Below are 14,169 nucleotides of genomic sequence, written 5' to 3'. Positions count from 1 at the left end.
GGCCAGGAGGGCAGGCTGGGTCTACTTGCCGGTGCCGACCGCGTAGATGACGATGCCGGGGGACTTGGAGTCCGAGTCGGGGTTGCCGACGCCGATGTTGATGGACGTGCTCACCTGCTTGGAGTGCGTCTCGTCGGGCGGCGTGATGGTCATGGTGGTGAATGTGTAGCCGCTGCCACCGGTCTTGTTGACCGGGTAGTTCACGACGAACTGGGTCGAATCGCCGGGACCCAGCGTGACGAGGGGCCGCTCGCTGGAGCCGCCGCGGGTCGCGCTGACGCCGTCCGTGTCGCCCTTGCCCCTGAGGTCGACGCCCGCGTAGCCCTGCATCGTGCAGGAGGTGGAGGCGTTGTTCCTGAAGTTGACCACTTCCTGGCCCTCCCCGGAAATGCCGTGCTGGGTCGTGATGGCGAGGTTCGCGGTCTTGCAGGTGCTGCCGGACGCCGAACCGGAATGGGAGGAGCCGGAACCGGAACTCGCGTTCCCAGAGCCGCCGCTCGCGCTGGAGCCGTTGCTTGAGCTGGTCCTTGAGCCGCTGCCGGAGGAGCCGTCCTGGCCGCTCGCGGCGCTCGGCGCGGACGTCGCGCTGGAGGAACCGGCTGACGCGGCCGTACCGGCGCTGTCGGACGACGGCGCCGGTCCGGAGGCGGTGGAGTTGGGGTCGCAGGCCGTCAGGGACAGTCCGGCGGCCACGACGACGAGGGCGAGAGCCGAGAGCCTCTTGTTGCTGCGCATTGCTTCTCCGTATCGGACACCGGCCCACTCGGTCGCGGGCCCTTCTCGTTCATGGAGGCAGAGGGGGCCTGCGGCGGTTGCAGGCGGGCCGCAACGGGACACTTCCGTAACACGAGGGAAGCATGATCGCGACCCGCTTGCCGGACCCGCGACCCGCGACCAGCGGCCCGGAGCTGGCGAGCGGATTCCACGAGTCGCTTGCCGGGCGCGGACGCGGACGCGACAGCGGGCGTCCCCGTTATTCCGGCTGTCCGACCGCGCGCACATATGCCTCGGCGAAGAGTTCGCAGAGCTCGTTCACGGGCGGGAGGTCAAGGCTCCGGATGGGTTCGATGGCCGGTCGCGTGAGGATGTGGGTGATCATCGGACCCAGCAGGAGCTGGACCAGGACCGGGAGCGGCAGCGGTCGTATCCGGCCCGCTTCCACGTGCGGTAGCAGGAGCTGGGCGAGGCCGTCGAAGTCGTAGAGCGCGCCGTGGTGTTCGGGGTATTCGGCGGGTCCGAGCGCGGCCCGGAGCGCGTCGATGGACTCGTTCAGTACGGATCCGCGCCCCGGGAAGTCGGCCCCGACGGCCTCGAACTCCTCCGGTACGTGCCCGGCCCCGACCCCGAGGATCAGCCGGCCGCCGCTGAGGTGGTCCAGGGTGGCGTACTGCTTGGCGGTGAGCAGCGGGTGCCGCAGCCCGAGGACGGCGACATGGCTCATCAGCCGTACCCGCTGGGTGACCCCGGCCAGGAAGCCGAGGGTGGCGACCGGGTCGTACCAGACGGTGCCCATGGCCTCGGCGAGCCGCCGCGGGATGGCCACGTGGTCGCAGCCGGCGATGTAGGCGAAGCCGGTGCGGTCGGCGGTGCGGGCGATCTCCGCCAGGTCGTACGGGGTGGCGGCGGCCTCCCACGCCTCCGCGTAGATGGTGCTCTGGGACTGGATGGGCAGTTGCATCCCGTAGACGAGCTGCCCTTCGGGAAAGACCCGTGCCATGGGTGGGACTCCTCCTGTGCGCCCTGCGAAAAGTGGCAACAAATAACATGACCTCGCACATCGCGGTGGCGACGAGCGGGCCGGGTCACCCCGCCCAGAGGCCGTCCGGCGTCAGGCCGAGCAGCTCGATCGCGTTGCCGCGCACGATGCGGTCCACCACGTCGGGTGCCAGGTGCCCCATCTGGGACTCGCCGACCTCACGGGACTTGGGCCAGGTGGAGTCGGAGTGCGGGTAGTCCGTCTCGTACAGCACGTTCCCCACCCCGATCGAGTCGAGGTTCTTCAGCCCGAAGGCGTCGTCGAAGAAGCAGCCGTAGACGTGCTCGGTGAACAGCTCGGACGGCGGCCTGAGTACCTTGTCCGCCACCCCGCCCCAGCCGCGGTTCTCCTCCCAGACCACGTCCGCGCGTTCCAGGATGTACGGGATCCAGCCGATCTGGCCCTCCGCGTACATGATCTTCAGGTTCGGGAAGCGCTCGAACTTGCCGCTCATCAGCCAGTCGACCATCGAGTAGCAGCAGTTGGCGAAGGTGATCGTGGAGCCGACCGCCGGCGGTGCGTCGGCCGATGTGGACGGCATCTTCGACGACGAGCCGATGTGCATCCCGATGACCGTGCCGGTCTCGTCGCAGGCGGCGAGGAACGGGTCCCACTCGTCGGTGTGGATGGACGGCAGCCCGAGGTGCGGGGGTATCTCCGAGAAGGCGACCGCGCGGACCCCGCGCGCGGCGTTGCGCCTGACCTCGTCCGCCGCGAGCTGCGCGTCCCACAGCGGGATGATGGGCAGCGGGATGAGGCGGCCACGCGCCTCGGGGCCGCACCACTCCTCCACCATCCAGTCGTTGTACGCGCGGACGCTCAGCAGCCCCAGTTCGCGGTCGGACGCCTCGGTGAAGGTCTGGCCGCAGAACCGCGGGAAGGTCGGGAAGCAGAGTGCGGACTGGACGTGGTTGATGTCCATGTCGGCGAGGCGGTCGGGCACCGAGAAGGAGCCGGGCCGCATCTGTTCGTAGGTGATGACTTCGAGTTTGATGTCGTCCCTGTCGTAGCCGACCGACGTGTCCAGGCGGGTCAGCGGCCGGTGCAGGTCCTCGTAGATCCACCAGTCGCCGATCGGCCCCTCATCGCCCTTGGCGCCCATCACCGGGGCGAACTTGCCGCCCAGGAAGGACATGGACTTGAGGGGGGCACGGACGATGCGCGGACCGACGTCCCGGTATTTGGACGGGAGCCGGTCCTGCCAGACATGGGGAGGTTCCACGGTGTGGTCGTCCACCGAGATGATCTTCGGGAAAGTCTCCATGCTCTCCACCGTAGCGCCGATCTGACGAACCGTCAGCTATCGGTGCGGCTCTCCCTGCGGAAAGATTGCGGCCCTCCCCGCGGAAAGACGCGGCAACGCTCCGGCGCGCCGGTTGGCGGAGAGCTTGTGGAGAGCCACCCCCAGAGCTGACGTACTCGCCATGAACAAGGCAAACTGGCCCGTGCGATCGAGCGGACAGGTGAGGACGGGTGCGGACAGTGCGGACCGGACAACCGCCTGAAGCGCAGACACGGCAGGAGGCAGGGGCAGCTATGGACCGTGACAGCGGGCCGCGTGTACCGGGGCAGCGGACTCCGCAGCAGGGCAGGGAGAACGGACTCACGTTCAGTGTGCTCGGACCCGTACGTGCCTGGCGCGACGGTGCGGCGCTGCCGCCCGGATCACCGCAGCAGCGCGCCCTGCTGGCCGCGCTGCTGACCCGCGACGGCCGCACGGCCACCGCGGGCGAGCTGATCGACGCGATCTGGGGCGACGACCCGCCCTCCCAGGCGCTGGCCGCGGTACGGACGTACGCCTCCAGGCTGCGCAAGGTCCTGGACCCCGGGGTCCTGGTCAGCGAGTCGGGCGGCTACGCGATCCGGGTGCGGGCCGACTCCGTCGCCCTCCACCGGGCGCAGCAACTGGCCGCCGGCGCCGAGAAGGCGGCGGGCACGGGCGACCGCGCCACGGCGCGCGCGCTGATCGACGAGGCGCTGGGGCTGTGGGACGGCGAACCGCTGGCGAACGTCCCCGGGCCGTACGCCGAGACCCAGCGGGCCGCCCTGGACGAGTGGCGGCTCCAGCTGACCGAGTCGCGGCTCGACATGGACCTGGACGTCGGCTGCCACGCGGAGGCGGTCTCCGAGCTGACCTCGCTGACCGCGGCCCATCCGCTGCGGGAGCGGCTGCGTGAGCTGCTGATGCTGGCGCTGTACCGCAGCGGGCGGCAGGCGGAGGCGCTCGCCGTGTACGCCGACACCCGCAAGCTCCTCGCCGACGAGCTGGGCGTCGACCCGAGGCCCGAACTGGCCGCGCTCCAGCAGCGGATCCTCCGGGCGGACGCGGAACTGGCCCGCCCTGCCGAGGAGTCGGCGCCGCCCGTGCCGACGGCCGCGCACCCCGCCCAGCTCCCGGCCACCGTGCCGGACTTCACCGGGCGGGCCGCCTTCGTACGGGAGCTGGGCGACCGGCTGGCCACCGCCGAGTCGTCGGTGATGGCCGTGTCCGCGCTCGCCGGTATCGGCGGGGTGGGCAAGACGACGCTGGCCGTGCATGTGGCGCACGCGGCGCGGCCGCACTTCCCGGACGGGCAGCTGTATGTGGACCTCCAGGGGGCGGGGTCGCGGGCCGCGGAGCCCGAGACCGTGCTCGGCGCGTTCCTGCGCGCGCTCGGCACGGCCGACTCGGCCATCCCCGACTCGCTCGACGAGCGCGCCGCGCTCTACCGGACCGCGCTCGACGGGCGCCGGGTCCTGGTCCTGCTCGACAACGCGCGCGATGCGGCGCAGATCCGCCCGCTGCTGCCCGGCACGGCCGGATCGGCCGCCCTGGTCACCAGCCGGGCCCGGATGGTCGATCTGGCGGGTGCCCATCTGGTGGACCTGGACGTGATGTCGCCCGAGGAGGCGCTCCAGCTCTTCACGAAGATCGTCGGCGAGGAGCGGGTCAGCAGCGAACGCCAGGCGTCCCTGGACGTGGTGGCGGCCTGCGGCTTCCTGCCGCTGGCGATCCGTATCGCGGCGTCGCGCCTCGCGGCCCGGCGCACCTGGACGGTCTCGGTGCTGGCCGCGAAGCTCGCCGACGAGCGGCGCCGCCTGGACGAACTCCAGGCGGGCGACCTGGCGGTGAAGGCCACCTTCGAGCTGGGGTACGGGCAGTTGGAGCCGCAGCAGGCGCGGGCGTTCCGCCTGCTGGGCCTGGCGGAGGGCCCCGACCTCTCGCTCGCCGCGGCCGCCGCCGTACTGAACATGCCGGCCCGGGAGGCGGAGGACCTCCTGGAGTCGCTGGTCGACACCTCGCTCCTGGAGTCGGCCGCACCGGGCAGGTACCGCTACCACGACCTGGTCAGGCTCTACGCGCGTTCCTGCGCCGAGCGCGACGAACAGCCGCCGGTGGAGCGGGAGCTGGCCCTGTCACGGCTGCTCGACTTCTATCTGGCGACGGCGGCCCGGGTGTACGCGATCGAGCGTCCGGGCGACCGGCTGGTCGACCACCTGGAGCCGGCGACGTACGAGGGCCTGGCCTTCGCCGACCGGCACGACGCCCAGGACTGGCTGTACGCGGAGGCGATGCCGCTGCTGGCGTGCGTCCGCCAGTCGGCCACCGGATCCGCCACCCTGCGGCGGGCGGTGGACCTGCTGTGGGCGGCGCTGGACCTGGCGGAGTCGGGGGCCAACTCCAAGGAGTACAGCTACGCGGCGGACCTGCTGCGGGACGCGGCGCGCGCCGGGCAGGACGAGCACGCCGAGGGGCGGGCCGCGATCACGCTGACCTATGTCCACCATGTCGCGGGCCGGTTCGACCTGGCGGGACAGGACGCCGAGGAGGCCGACCGGCTCGCCGTACGGACCGGGGACCGGCTGTCGGCGTGCTGGGCGGCCAACCTGCGCGGCATCATGGCCATCTACGAGGGCGACTACGACATGGGGAAGACCCATCTCACCGATGCCGTCGAAGGGTTCCGGGAATGCGAGGACATGGCGGGTGAGGCGAGCGCGCTCTGCAACCTCTCGCGGCTCCACCTCGTCACCGGGAACGTCAGCAAGGCCGTGGCGCTCTCCCGGCAGGGCACGGAGACGTACGACCGCATGGGCAACGCCCTCAAGGGCGCCAACGGGCGCTACGCGCTGGGGGTCGCGCTGACCCAGAGCGGTGACCTCGCCGCCGCTTCGGAGCGGCTGCAGGAGGCGCTGGAGGTCTTCCGTGACAGCCGGCAGCGGCTCTGGGAGGGCATGGCGCTCTTCCGGCTCGCCGAGGTCGACATCGCGGCGGGCCGTCCCGCCGAGGCGGCGGCCGGGGCGGAGACGGCACTGACCGTCCTGCGCGGCATCGGTGGCAACTGGCGGCGTGGCAACGTCCTGACCGTGCTGGGCAGGGCCCTGTCCGGCATAGGGCAGTCGGGCCGGGCACGGGTCTGCTGGCTGGAGGCCCTGGCGATCTACGATGAGCTCAAATCGCCTGAGGCCGACGAGGTACGCGAGCTGCTGGCACCGCTGACGGCGGCCTGAGAGCGGGCCGGGAGCAGGCCAGGAGCGGGCCGGGAGCAGGGGAATCCGGGCCGGAAACGGACCACTCCGGAACCCGTAGCGGGCGTTCATCATTTGTTTATCGCGACCCGACATTCTCATTCCACGACGAACCGTCGCGTCGGGGGGCAGGCGGTCGTCGGGAGGGCCCCGCACCGGCGAATTGAGATCGTCCGACGAACTGTCGGCCGACTATGGTGAGCGGCCTGCGGAACGCCCGTCCGGCCGCGCTCGGGGGAGCAGCCGGACGGGCTTCAGCACCACAGACCTTCACACACAGGGGAGTTGACCACCATGGCCGCAGAGCCGAAGAGCGACGCCACCGTCGATCCGGACAACGCGCATATCACGGACAAGCCCACCGTTGCGAAGCCCGCGAACGCGCACATCACCGACAAGCCGACCGCGGTGAAGCCCGACAACGCGCACATCACCGACAAGCCGGCGTGATCTGAGACCTTCACGACGGGGCACGGGGGAATCGGGGGAACAGTGGCCGTGGTGGCCCGGAGGGGGAGCCACCACGGCCTCTGCCGTATGTCCGCACCCATCATCCGACACTCCCGTAACGAGAGAGCTGCCATGACACTGACGAAGAAGCTGCTCGCCACCGCCGCCCTGGTGATAGCCACCGCGGCGGCCTCCGCGACACCGGCCCTGGCGAACGGGCATGTGACGGGCACCGACCCGTCTCACGCCCAGGTCCAGCCCGCCGACGTGGGCCCGGCCAACGGCCACATCACCTCGGCCCCGCTGTAGCCACCGCCGTAGCCACGAGCGGCCCGGGGAAGACGCCCGGGCCGTCCGCTACGGGGGTGGGCAGCGGCGCTGCCGGCCCCACAGGCATCAGACGGACCGCACCAGGACCCGTGGGCCACAGAGCTTCTTCATGCCGTCCACGTCCGAGGTGAACAGCACGATGCCCTGCAAGCCGCTGCACCGCGGCCCGCGCCCTGCTCGGCCAGCTCCGCCAGCTCCGCCAGCTCCTCGGGGAGCGTCGCGGTGTACTTCTCGGTCGCCATGCGGCAAACCATGCCATCAGGAACGGGACCCACAGCCCCAACCAGCGGCCTCCGCAGCAACGCTGCCCCGTCCTACCTCCGCCCCCGCAGCTCCCCCTTCACCACCTTGCCGCTCGCGTTCCGTGGCAGGGCCGGTACGAACTCGACCTCGCGCGGGACCTTGTAGTTGGCCATCTCGCGGCGTGACCACGCGATCAGGTCGTCCGCCGTCAGCGTCGAGTCCGGGCGGCGGACCGCGTACGCCTTGCCGACCTCGCCCAGGCGGCCGTCCGGTACGCCGACGACCGCGATGTCCGCGATATCCGGGTGCAGGCCGAGCAGTTGCTCTATCTCCGCCGGGTAGGCGTTGAAGCCGCCGACGATGAACATGTCCTTGATCCGGTCGGTGATCCGCAGATTGCCCGCCGCGTCCAGGACCCCCACATCACCGGTGCGCAGCCAGCCGTCCGGGGTGAACGCCTCCGCTGTCGCCTCCGGGGCCTCGAAGTACTCGCCCATGACGTTGAAGCCGCGCACCAGCACCTCCCCCGGCTCGCCCGGCGGGGCCGACACCCGTACCTCGGTGTCCGGGATCGCCCGGCCCGACGTCGAGGCGATGACCTCGACGCTGTCGTCGGCGCGGCACATCGTGACGATGCCGGACGCCTCGGAGAGGCCGTACGCCGTGATCACCGTCGCGATGCGCAGCTCCGAGCGCAGCCGCTCGACCAGTCGGAGCGGGACGACCGCCGCGCCCGTCACCACCAGGCGCAGTGCGCTCAGGTCGTGCTGGTCGCGGGACGGGTGGTCGAGCAGGGACTGGTGGAGGGTGGGCGGGCCCGGCAGCACCGAGATGCGTTCGGCGGTGACGTTGGCGAGCACGGTGTCCACATTGAAGACCGGCTGCGGCACCATCGTCGCACCCCGCATCAGACAGGCGATGATGCCCGCCTTGTAGCCGAAGGTGTGGAAGAACGGGTTCACGATCAGATAGCGGTCGCCCTCGCGCAGCCCGGCCAGCTCGCACCAGATGCCGTAGCAGCGCAGGGTCTGCGCATGGGTGATGACCGCGCCCTTGGGGCGGCCCGTGGTGCCCGAGGTGAAGATGATGTCCGAGGGCGAAGCGGAGTCGACCGCGTCCGCCCGCTCCCGTACCGCAGCGCCGGAGACGTGCTCGCCGCCCGCCAGGAAGTCCTTCCAGGTGCGGAAGGACTCGGGGGCGTCCTCGGACAGGACCACCACCTGCTCCAGCTGCGGCAGCCCGGGCAGCGGACCCGAGCCGCTCCCCGCGCCGGCCGCGCGGCGCAGCGAGGCCACGTACGAGGTGCCGAGGAAGGTGCCGGTGATGAAGAGCAGCCTGGCGCGGCTGCGTTCCAGGACGTACGCCGCCTCGGCGCCCTTGAAGCGGGTGTTCAGCGGGACCAGGACCGCGCCCGCCGTCACCGCGCCGAGCGCGGAGACGATCCACTCGACGGTGTTGGGTGCCCAGACCGCGACCCGGTCACCGGGGTTCACCCCGGATGCGATGCACGCGGCCGCCGCCCGCTCGACCCGTTCGCCCAACTCCGCGTAGGAGATCCGGGTACGGCCGTCGACGACCGCCTCCCGTTCGCCGTACCGTTCGGCAGCGGACCGCACCAGCGCCGGAATACTGCCCCACTCCACGTCCCCGCGCATCGTATGCCTCCCACAACCAGTAGCTGACTATCCGTCAGATTAGCTGTAGCCTTCCCCGCTGTCAGCAGTCATGACGTCCCCGGAGGTGGCGATGGCAGTGGCGACGCTCAAAGACGCAACGGCGATAGTCGGGATAGGCCAGACCGCGTTCGCCAAGCAACTCCCCGAATCCGAGAAGGCGCTGGCCTGCCGGGCGATCCTCGCCGCGCTCGACGACGCCGGTATCGCGCCGTCCGAGGTGGACGCGTTCTCCTCGTACACGATGGAGGACACCGACGAGGTCGAGGTCGCCAAGGCCGTCGGAGCCGGGGACGTGACCTTCTTCTCCAAGATCGGCTACGGCGGCGGCGGCTCCTGCGCGACCGTCGCACACCTCGCCGCGGCCGTCGCGACCGGACAGGCGAACGTCGGGGTCGCCTGGCGCTCGCGCAAACGCGGCAGCGGACCGCGCCCCTGGAAGAACACGGCGGTGCAGCTGCCGACCCCCGCCCAGTGGACCCGCCCGTTCGGCCTGCTGCGGCCCGCCGACGAGATCGGTATGCTGGCCCGCCGGTACATGCACGAGTACGGCGCCACCCGCGACCACCTCTTCAACGTCGCGCTGGCCTGCCGCAACCGCGCCAACCAGAACCCGGCCGCGATCATGTACGAGCGCCCGCTGACCCGCGACATGTATATGACCTCGCGGTGGATCAGCGAACCGCTCTGCCTCTTCGACAACTGCCTGGAGACGGACGGCGCCCTGGCCTGCGTCGTCGTCTCCGCCGAACGCGCCCGTGACTGCCGCCGCACGCCCGTGTACGTGCACGCGGCCGCCCAGGGCCTGCCCGCCCAGCACCACGGCATGGTCAACTACTGGAACGACGACCCGCTGACCGGGCCCGCCTGGACGGCGGCCCGGCACCTGTGGAAGCACGCCGACTTCGGCCCCGACGACGTGGACGTGGCGCAGATCTACGACGCCTTCACCCCGCTCGTCCCGCTCTCCCTGGAGGGATACGGCTTCTGCGGGCGCGGCGAGGGCGCCGGGTTCACCGAGGGCGGCGCCCTGGAGATCGGCGGCAGGCTGCCCCTCAACACCGGCGGCGGCGGTCTCAGCGAAGGCTATGTGCACGGCTTCAACCTCATCACCGAAGGCGTCAAACAGCTGCGCGGCAGCTCCACCGCCCAGGTGCCCGACGCCGGCACCTGCCTGGTCACGGCGGGCGAGTGCGTCCCCACATCCGCGATCCTGCTGAGGAGTTGAGTCCCGGTGCTCCAGCCAGAAACCGACGAGGACGGCGCGCCCTTCTGGGAGTACGCGGCCCGGCACGAACTGCGGGTCCAGTCCTGCGCACAGTGCTCGACGCTGCGCTTCCCGCCCCGCCCCTGCTGCCCGCAGTGCCAGTCCTTCGACAGTGAGTGGCAGCGGATGTCCGGGCGCGGCCGCATCTGGTCGTACGTCGTCCCGCACCCGCCGCTGCTGCCCGACTACGCGGCCCAGGCCCCGTACAACGCCGTCGTGGTGGAACTGTCCGACGCCCCGCACATCAGGCTCGTCGGCAACGTGGTGGCGAGCCCCGGCGCACCGCTGAACTCGGTGGATCCCGCACGGCTCCGTATCGGCGCCCGGGTGCAGGTCACCTTCGCCGAGGACGGCGGGACGACGCTGCCGCGCTGGCTCCTGGAGCGGCCATGAGCCTGCGCGTGGAGAGGAACCGGCAGACGGGCGTCGCGGTCGTCACCCTCGACCGGCCCGACCGGCTCAACGCCGTCGACCTGGCGACCGCCGGTGAACTGGCCGCCACCTGGCGGGACTTCCGCTTCGACTCCTCGGTACGGTCGGTCGTCGTCACCGGCGCCGGGACCCGGGCCTTCTGCACCGGCATCGACCGCTCGGCCGAGGTCCCGCAGCCGGCGTCCCCGTACTCCGTCGACGACCCGCTGATCGCCATCGGCCCGAAGGCCAACGACCTCTGGAAGCCGGTCGTCGCCGCGGTGCGCGGGATGGCCTGCGGCGGGGCGTTCTATCTGCTGGGCGAGGCGGAGTTCGTGATCGCGGCCGATGACGCCACCTTCTTCGACCCGCACACGACGTACGGCATGGTCAGCGCCTACGAGACCATCTACCTCGCCCAGCGGATGCCGTTCGGTGAGGTCGCCCGGATGGCCCTGATGGGGACGGCCGAGCGGATCTCGGCCCGGCGGGCGTACGAGACCGGTCTGGTCAGCGAGGTGACACCGGCCGGTGACGAGCTGGCGGCCGCGGTCGGCTGCGCCGAGACGATCGCCTCGTATCCGACGGATGCGGTGCAGGGGACCGTACGGGCGGTGTGGGCCGCGAAGGAGGCGGCCCGCGCCCAGGCTCTGGCGCAGGCCCCCCATCTCGTGGCACTCGGCAATCTGCCGCCGGAGCGGCAGTCCGCGCTGTTCGGCACCAGGAAGAGTGAGTTCCGGGTGCGGTAGGCGGGTGCGGCGGGTCGGTTCGGCGAGATCGGTTCCGCGAGGTCGGTTCGGCGGGCTGGGTACGGCGCGTCAGTACGCGTACTGGACCGAGTCGATGCGGCACCTCGTGACCGAGCCGGCGTCCGACGGGACCGTCATCGGCACCTTCACCGTCGCGCTGGAGTTGCCGTACACCGGGACGGTCGCGCTGCCGGTGTCCACGACGGAACCGCCGGCGCCGAGGAAACTCATGCTGACCCGGTAGGTGTTGCTGCCGCTCGCCGCACGGGCCGACACCCGTACGGTGGCGGCGGTCGCGCCCTTCTTGGCGCAGGTCACCACGGTGCCGGTGGCCTTGGGGTCGTGCGTCGCGGACGAGGACGTACGGCTGCTGGAGCCGCTCGACGAGCCGTAGGTGTTGTCGTCGTAGCTGTTGCTGTTGTTGCTGTTGTAGTGGTGCGTGGTGGAACTGCTGTGGCTCTTGCTGCTGGAGCAGCCGCCGCCGGAACTGTGGCTGTGGCCGTGACTGTGGCTGCTGTGGCGCGAGAAGCCCGTCAGAGCGAGGACCACCCCCACCAGAACGGCACCGAACCTCAGACGTCGCATGATCATGTCATCTCCCCCGTTTCGGCGGACACCGTAGCAGGGTGCGGCGGCAGGGCGCGTTCCGCTGTGGTGGCGGGGCCACGGACCCCGGCGTAGCGTCGAAACCGAGATCCGGCGGAGGAGACCGAAGATGATGCGCAATGTCCTTGGCTCTCTCGTCGCTCTCGTCGGAGCTGCGGCCGCCGTATACAGCCCCTTCCGTAACTGGTACGACGGCCGCCACGGCAGCGAGTACCGCATCCAGGACCTGTTCAACGGCATCACGGCGCACAAGCCGGACGCCGGGGGCTCCGTCCTGATCCCGTTCGCCTTCTCGGCCCTCCTCGTCCTGATCGGCATTCTGCTGCGCTCCCGTCTGCTGGTGACGCTGGCGGGCCTGGTCACTCTTGCCTTCACCGTGCTGTGGATGGTCCGCGTCGGCATCGCGGAGCACAGCCTGGCGATCAGCTCCGGCGGCCGCGGGCTGGGACTCGGCGTGGGGGACGCGCTGATCGGCGGGGTGCTGATGCTGCTGGGGGCGGGGCTGATGCGGGGGCGGCGGGTGCCTGTGGCTCCGGCCCCGGCTGCGGATCCGTACGCGGAGGCGGGTGCCGCGGGTCCGGCGGGGCCGCCGCCTGTGCAGCCGTCGGTGCCGCCGACAGGGCAGCCAGCAGGGCAGCCGCCTGTTGCTCGGCCCTATGAGCCGGGGGCGGAGCACGACACGTTGTCCTTCAGCTCGGCCGATCTGCCTGCGGAGCTGACAGCGCCTGAGGAGCCGGGGGAGACGGGGTCCGGTGGCGGGGCCACGCGGGCTCGGCCTCCGGGTGAGTGACCGCCTTCGGGGGCCTCTGCCCCCGGACCTCCGCTCCTCAATCTCCCCCCAGCCAACGCTGGGAGGTGCCCCCAGGAGGGGCTTGATGGGTCCGACCGGCCGGAGGGGCTTGAATGGCCCGACCGGCCGGGGGGCTTGAGTGGCCCGACCGGCCGGAGGGGGCTTGAGTGGCCCGGCAGGGCTCAGTTCGGGCGGCCCGTGCCCGTTCCCTTGGCGGCGTCCAGGGCGTAGACGCAGCGGTCCTTGCTACAGGCGTAGACGACTCCGCTGCGGACCACCGGTGAGCCGGTGATCTCGCCGCCCGTGGCGAGCTTCCAGCGGAGCTGGCCCCCTGCCGCGTCCAGTGTGTACAGACAGTGGTCCGCCGAGCCGAAGTGGATCCGGCCGTCCGCCACCACCGGCGCTCCGACCACCTCGCCGCCCGCCGCGAACCGCCACTTGGGGGTGCCGGTCACCGCGTCCAGCGTGTAGAGCGCGCTTCCGCTTCCCACATGGACATTGCCCTGCGCGACAAGGAGCGGGTGGAGGGACTGCCGGGACTCGGTGGCGATGCGCCAGCGGTCCTGGCCGGTCGTGACGTCGATGGCGTACACCGTGCCGAGGTAGTCGGCGAGGTAGACGCCGCCTCCGGCCACCGCGGGCCCCGGTGCGAAGGCCGGGGCCGACAGGAAGACCGCGGGGGCCTCGAAGTGCCAGCGGACCAGGCCGGACGCGCGGTCGACGGACAGGACGCGGGTCCCGGCCGCGATGTACACACAGCCGTCGTCGGCCGACGTCACCCGGACGGGCACTCCCCCGCACGCGGCGGCGTCGCCCACCGGGTACGACCAGCGCTCGGCGCCGGTACGGGGGTCGAGCGCGAAGAGCCTGGCGTCCTTCCAGACGTACACCGTGTCGCCGTGGATGGCGGGACCCGACTCCGGTGTCTCGAAGTCGGTCTGGGCGCCGCTCAGCTCCCACAGCTTGTCGCCGTTGGACGCCTCCCACGCCTGGACGCCGCCGCCCCTGGTGCCGGTGACGACCGTGCCGCGCTCGGCCTGGAGCGAGTACACCCACGCATCGGTCGAGAGGCGCCACAGGTCGGTGCCGTCGGTGCCGTTCAGCGCGTACAGCGTCGGCCCGTCCGACGCGTGGATCCGGCCGCCCGCGACGGCCATCGCCCACGCCACGTCCTTGGTCTTGAACTGGCGCCGGCCGCTGCCCACGTCCAGGGCGTGCACCTCGAAGGAGGTGACGTACAGCAGATCGCCGTCGACGGCCGGGGACCCCCAGACGTCGTTCGACATCCGGAAGCGCCAGGGCCGCCAGCGGACGGGCTCCTCCGGGGCCGCCCGGGGAGCGGGCGGCGCGGCTGTCGGGGGCGCGGCCTCCGCGCCGTGCCGGCC

Annotated in this window: 14 protein-coding genes; 7 read left to right on the top strand and 7 right to left on the bottom strand. The window is 71.5% G+C overall.

Annotated features, from left to right (window positions below; translation table 11 throughout):
* Positions 1 to 21: 21 nt before the first annotated feature.
* The 3 genes from G3I19_RS03955 to G3I19_RS03945 all read right to left on the bottom strand — a co-directional run bounded on the left by G3I19_RS03955 (position 22) and on the right by G3I19_RS03945 (position 3,020).
* On the bottom strand, positions 22 to 735 hold the full coding sequence (locus G3I19_RS03955) for a DUF4232 domain-containing protein (RefSeq protein WP_164259506.1): 714 nt from the start codon (positions 733 to 735) through the stop codon (positions 22 to 24).
* A gap of 238 nt (positions 736 to 973) precedes the next feature.
* Positions 974 to 1,717 carry an LLM class flavin-dependent oxidoreductase gene (locus tag G3I19_RS03950; RefSeq protein WP_239073948.1) on the bottom strand — a complete coding sequence of 248 codons (744 nt, stop codon included), beginning with the start codon at positions 1,715 to 1,717 and terminating at the stop codon, positions 974 to 976.
* Positions 1,718 to 1,802: 85 nt separating this feature from the next.
* Positions 1,803 to 3,020 (bottom strand): amidohydrolase family protein, encoded by a 1,218-nt coding sequence (locus G3I19_RS03945; protein ID WP_164259504.1) that lies wholly within the window; start codon positions 3,018 to 3,020, stop codon positions 1,803 to 1,805.
* 272 nt (positions 3,021 to 3,292) lie between these two features.
* Between G3I19_RS03945 and G3I19_RS03940 the strand changes: the two genes are divergently transcribed.
* From G3I19_RS03940 to G3I19_RS03930, 3 genes are all read left to right on the top strand, one after another.
* Positions 3,293 to 6,247: an AfsR/SARP family transcriptional regulator gene (locus G3I19_RS03940; RefSeq protein ID WP_164259503.1), complete on the top strand. Its 2,955-nt coding sequence runs from the start codon at positions 3,293 to 3,295 to the stop codon at positions 6,245 to 6,247.
* 312 nt (positions 6,248 to 6,559) lie between these two features.
* A complete protein-coding gene (locus G3I19_RS03935) occupies positions 6,560 to 6,715 on the top strand; it encodes a hypothetical protein (RefSeq protein WP_164259501.1) in 156 nt (51 codons plus the stop codon).
* 132 nt (positions 6,716 to 6,847) lie between these two features.
* Entirely contained in the window at positions 6,848 to 7,024 is a 177-nt protein-coding gene (locus G3I19_RS03930; protein ID WP_164259499.1) for a hypothetical protein, read from the top strand.
* A 128-nt stretch (positions 7,025 to 7,152) separates the two neighbouring features.
* Here G3I19_RS03930 and G3I19_RS37975 read toward each other — a convergent pair whose 3' ends face one another.
* The gene (locus tag G3I19_RS37975) at positions 7,153 to 7,287 is read right to left on the bottom strand and encodes a hypothetical protein (RefSeq protein ID WP_275402685.1); all 135 of its coding nucleotides are present in this window, start codon (positions 7,285 to 7,287) and stop codon (positions 7,153 to 7,155) included.
* A gap of 72 nt (positions 7,288 to 7,359) precedes the next feature.
* A complete protein-coding gene (locus tag G3I19_RS03925) occupies positions 7,360 to 8,943 on the bottom strand; it encodes a FadD3 family acyl-CoA ligase (RefSeq protein ID WP_164259497.1) in 1,584 nt (527 codons plus the stop codon).
* Between the two features lie 70 nt (positions 8,944 to 9,013).
* Between G3I19_RS03925 and G3I19_RS03920 the strand changes: the two genes are divergently transcribed.
* The 3 genes from G3I19_RS03920 to G3I19_RS03910 are packed head-to-tail and all read left to right on the top strand — an operon-like array spanning position 9,014 to position 11,388.
* Positions 9,014 to 10,189 carry a lipid-transfer protein gene (locus G3I19_RS03920; protein ID WP_239073947.1) on the top strand — a complete coding sequence of 392 codons (1,176 nt, stop codon included), beginning with the start codon at positions 9,014 to 9,016 and terminating at the stop codon, positions 10,187 to 10,189.
* Positions 10,190 to 10,195: 6 nt separating this feature from the next.
* Positions 10,196 to 10,621, top strand: a complete 426-nt coding sequence (locus G3I19_RS03915; protein ID WP_164259495.1) for an OB-fold domain-containing protein — start codon at positions 10,196 to 10,198, stop codon at positions 10,619 to 10,621.
* On the top strand, positions 10,618 to 11,388 hold the full coding sequence (locus G3I19_RS03910; protein ID WP_164259493.1) for an enoyl-CoA hydratase/isomerase family protein: 771 nt from the start codon (positions 10,618 to 10,620) through the stop codon (positions 11,386 to 11,388). The genes G3I19_RS03915 and G3I19_RS03910 overlap by 4 nt, the downstream gene beginning before the upstream one ends.
* Positions 11,389 to 11,457: 69 nt before the next feature.
* Here G3I19_RS03910 and G3I19_RS03905 read toward each other — a convergent pair whose 3' ends face one another.
* The gene (locus tag G3I19_RS03905; protein WP_164259491.1) at positions 11,458 to 11,979 is read right to left on the bottom strand and encodes a hypothetical protein; all 522 of its coding nucleotides are present in this window, start codon (positions 11,977 to 11,979) and stop codon (positions 11,458 to 11,460) included.
* A 124-nt stretch (positions 11,980 to 12,103) separates the two neighbouring features.
* Here G3I19_RS03905 and G3I19_RS03900 point away from each other — a divergent pair, with 124 nt between their 5' ends.
* Positions 12,104 to 12,784, top strand: a complete 681-nt coding sequence (locus G3I19_RS03900) for a hypothetical protein (RefSeq protein ID WP_239073946.1) — start codon at positions 12,104 to 12,106, stop codon at positions 12,782 to 12,784.
* Positions 12,785 to 12,966: 182 nt separating this feature from the next.
* On the opposite strand, the gene G3I19_RS03895 is transcribed toward G3I19_RS03900, so the two are convergent.
* The coding region (locus G3I19_RS03895) for a PQQ-binding-like beta-propeller repeat protein (protein WP_164259487.1) at positions 12,967 to 14,169 on the bottom strand (1,203 nt) is incomplete at its 5' end.

The organism is Streptomyces sp. SID10853, assembly GCF_010548145.1.
Taxonomy (GTDB): Bacteria; Actinomycetota; Actinomycetes; order Streptomycetales; family Streptomycetaceae; genus Streptomyces.
Note: the sequence above shows the minus strand (reverse complement) of the source record. Positions and strands in the feature narration are given on the sequence as shown.

Bases quoted from the DNA above. Each gene is read 5' to 3' on its own strand.
- G3I19_RS03920 (WP_239073947.1), top strand. From the start codon at position 9,014: ATGACGTCCCCGGAGGTGGCGATGGCAGTGGCGACGCTCAAAGACGCA.
- G3I19_RS03900 (WP_239073946.1), top strand. From the start codon at position 12,104: ATGATGCGCAATGTCCTTGGCTCTCTCGTCGCTCTCGTCGGAGCTGCG.
- G3I19_RS03950 (WP_239073948.1), bottom strand. From the start codon at position 1,717: ATGGCACGGGTCTTTCCCGAAGGGCAGCTCGTCTACGGGATGCAACTG.
- G3I19_RS03945 (WP_164259504.1), bottom strand. From the start codon at position 3,020: ATGGAGACTTTCCCGAAGATCATCTCGGTGGACGACCACACCGTGGAA.
- G3I19_RS03925 (WP_164259497.1), bottom strand. From the start codon at position 8,943: ATGCGCGGGGACGTGGAGTGGGGCAGTATTCCGGCGCTGGTGCGGTCC.
- G3I19_RS03935 (WP_164259501.1), top strand. From the start codon at position 6,560: ATGGCCGCAGAGCCGAAGAGCGACGCCACCGTCGATCCGGACAACGCG.
- G3I19_RS03955 (WP_164259506.1), bottom strand. From the start codon at position 735: ATGCGCAGCAACAAGAGGCTCTCGGCTCTCGCCCTCGTCGTCGTGGCC.
- G3I19_RS03940 (WP_164259503.1), top strand. From the start codon at position 3,293: ATGGACCGTGACAGCGGGCCGCGTGTACCGGGGCAGCGGACTCCGCAG.
- G3I19_RS37975 (WP_275402685.1), bottom strand. From the start codon at position 7,287: ATGGCGACCGAGAAGTACACCGCGACGCTCCCCGAGGAGCTGGCGGAG.
- G3I19_RS03905 (WP_164259491.1), bottom strand. From the start codon at position 11,979: ATGATCATGCGACGTCTGAGGTTCGGTGCCGTTCTGGTGGGGGTGGTC.
- G3I19_RS03910 (WP_164259493.1), top strand. From the start codon at position 10,618: ATGAGCCTGCGCGTGGAGAGGAACCGGCAGACGGGCGTCGCGGTCGTC.
- G3I19_RS03930 (WP_164259499.1), top strand. From the start codon at position 6,848: ATGACACTGACGAAGAAGCTGCTCGCCACCGCCGCCCTGGTGATAGCC.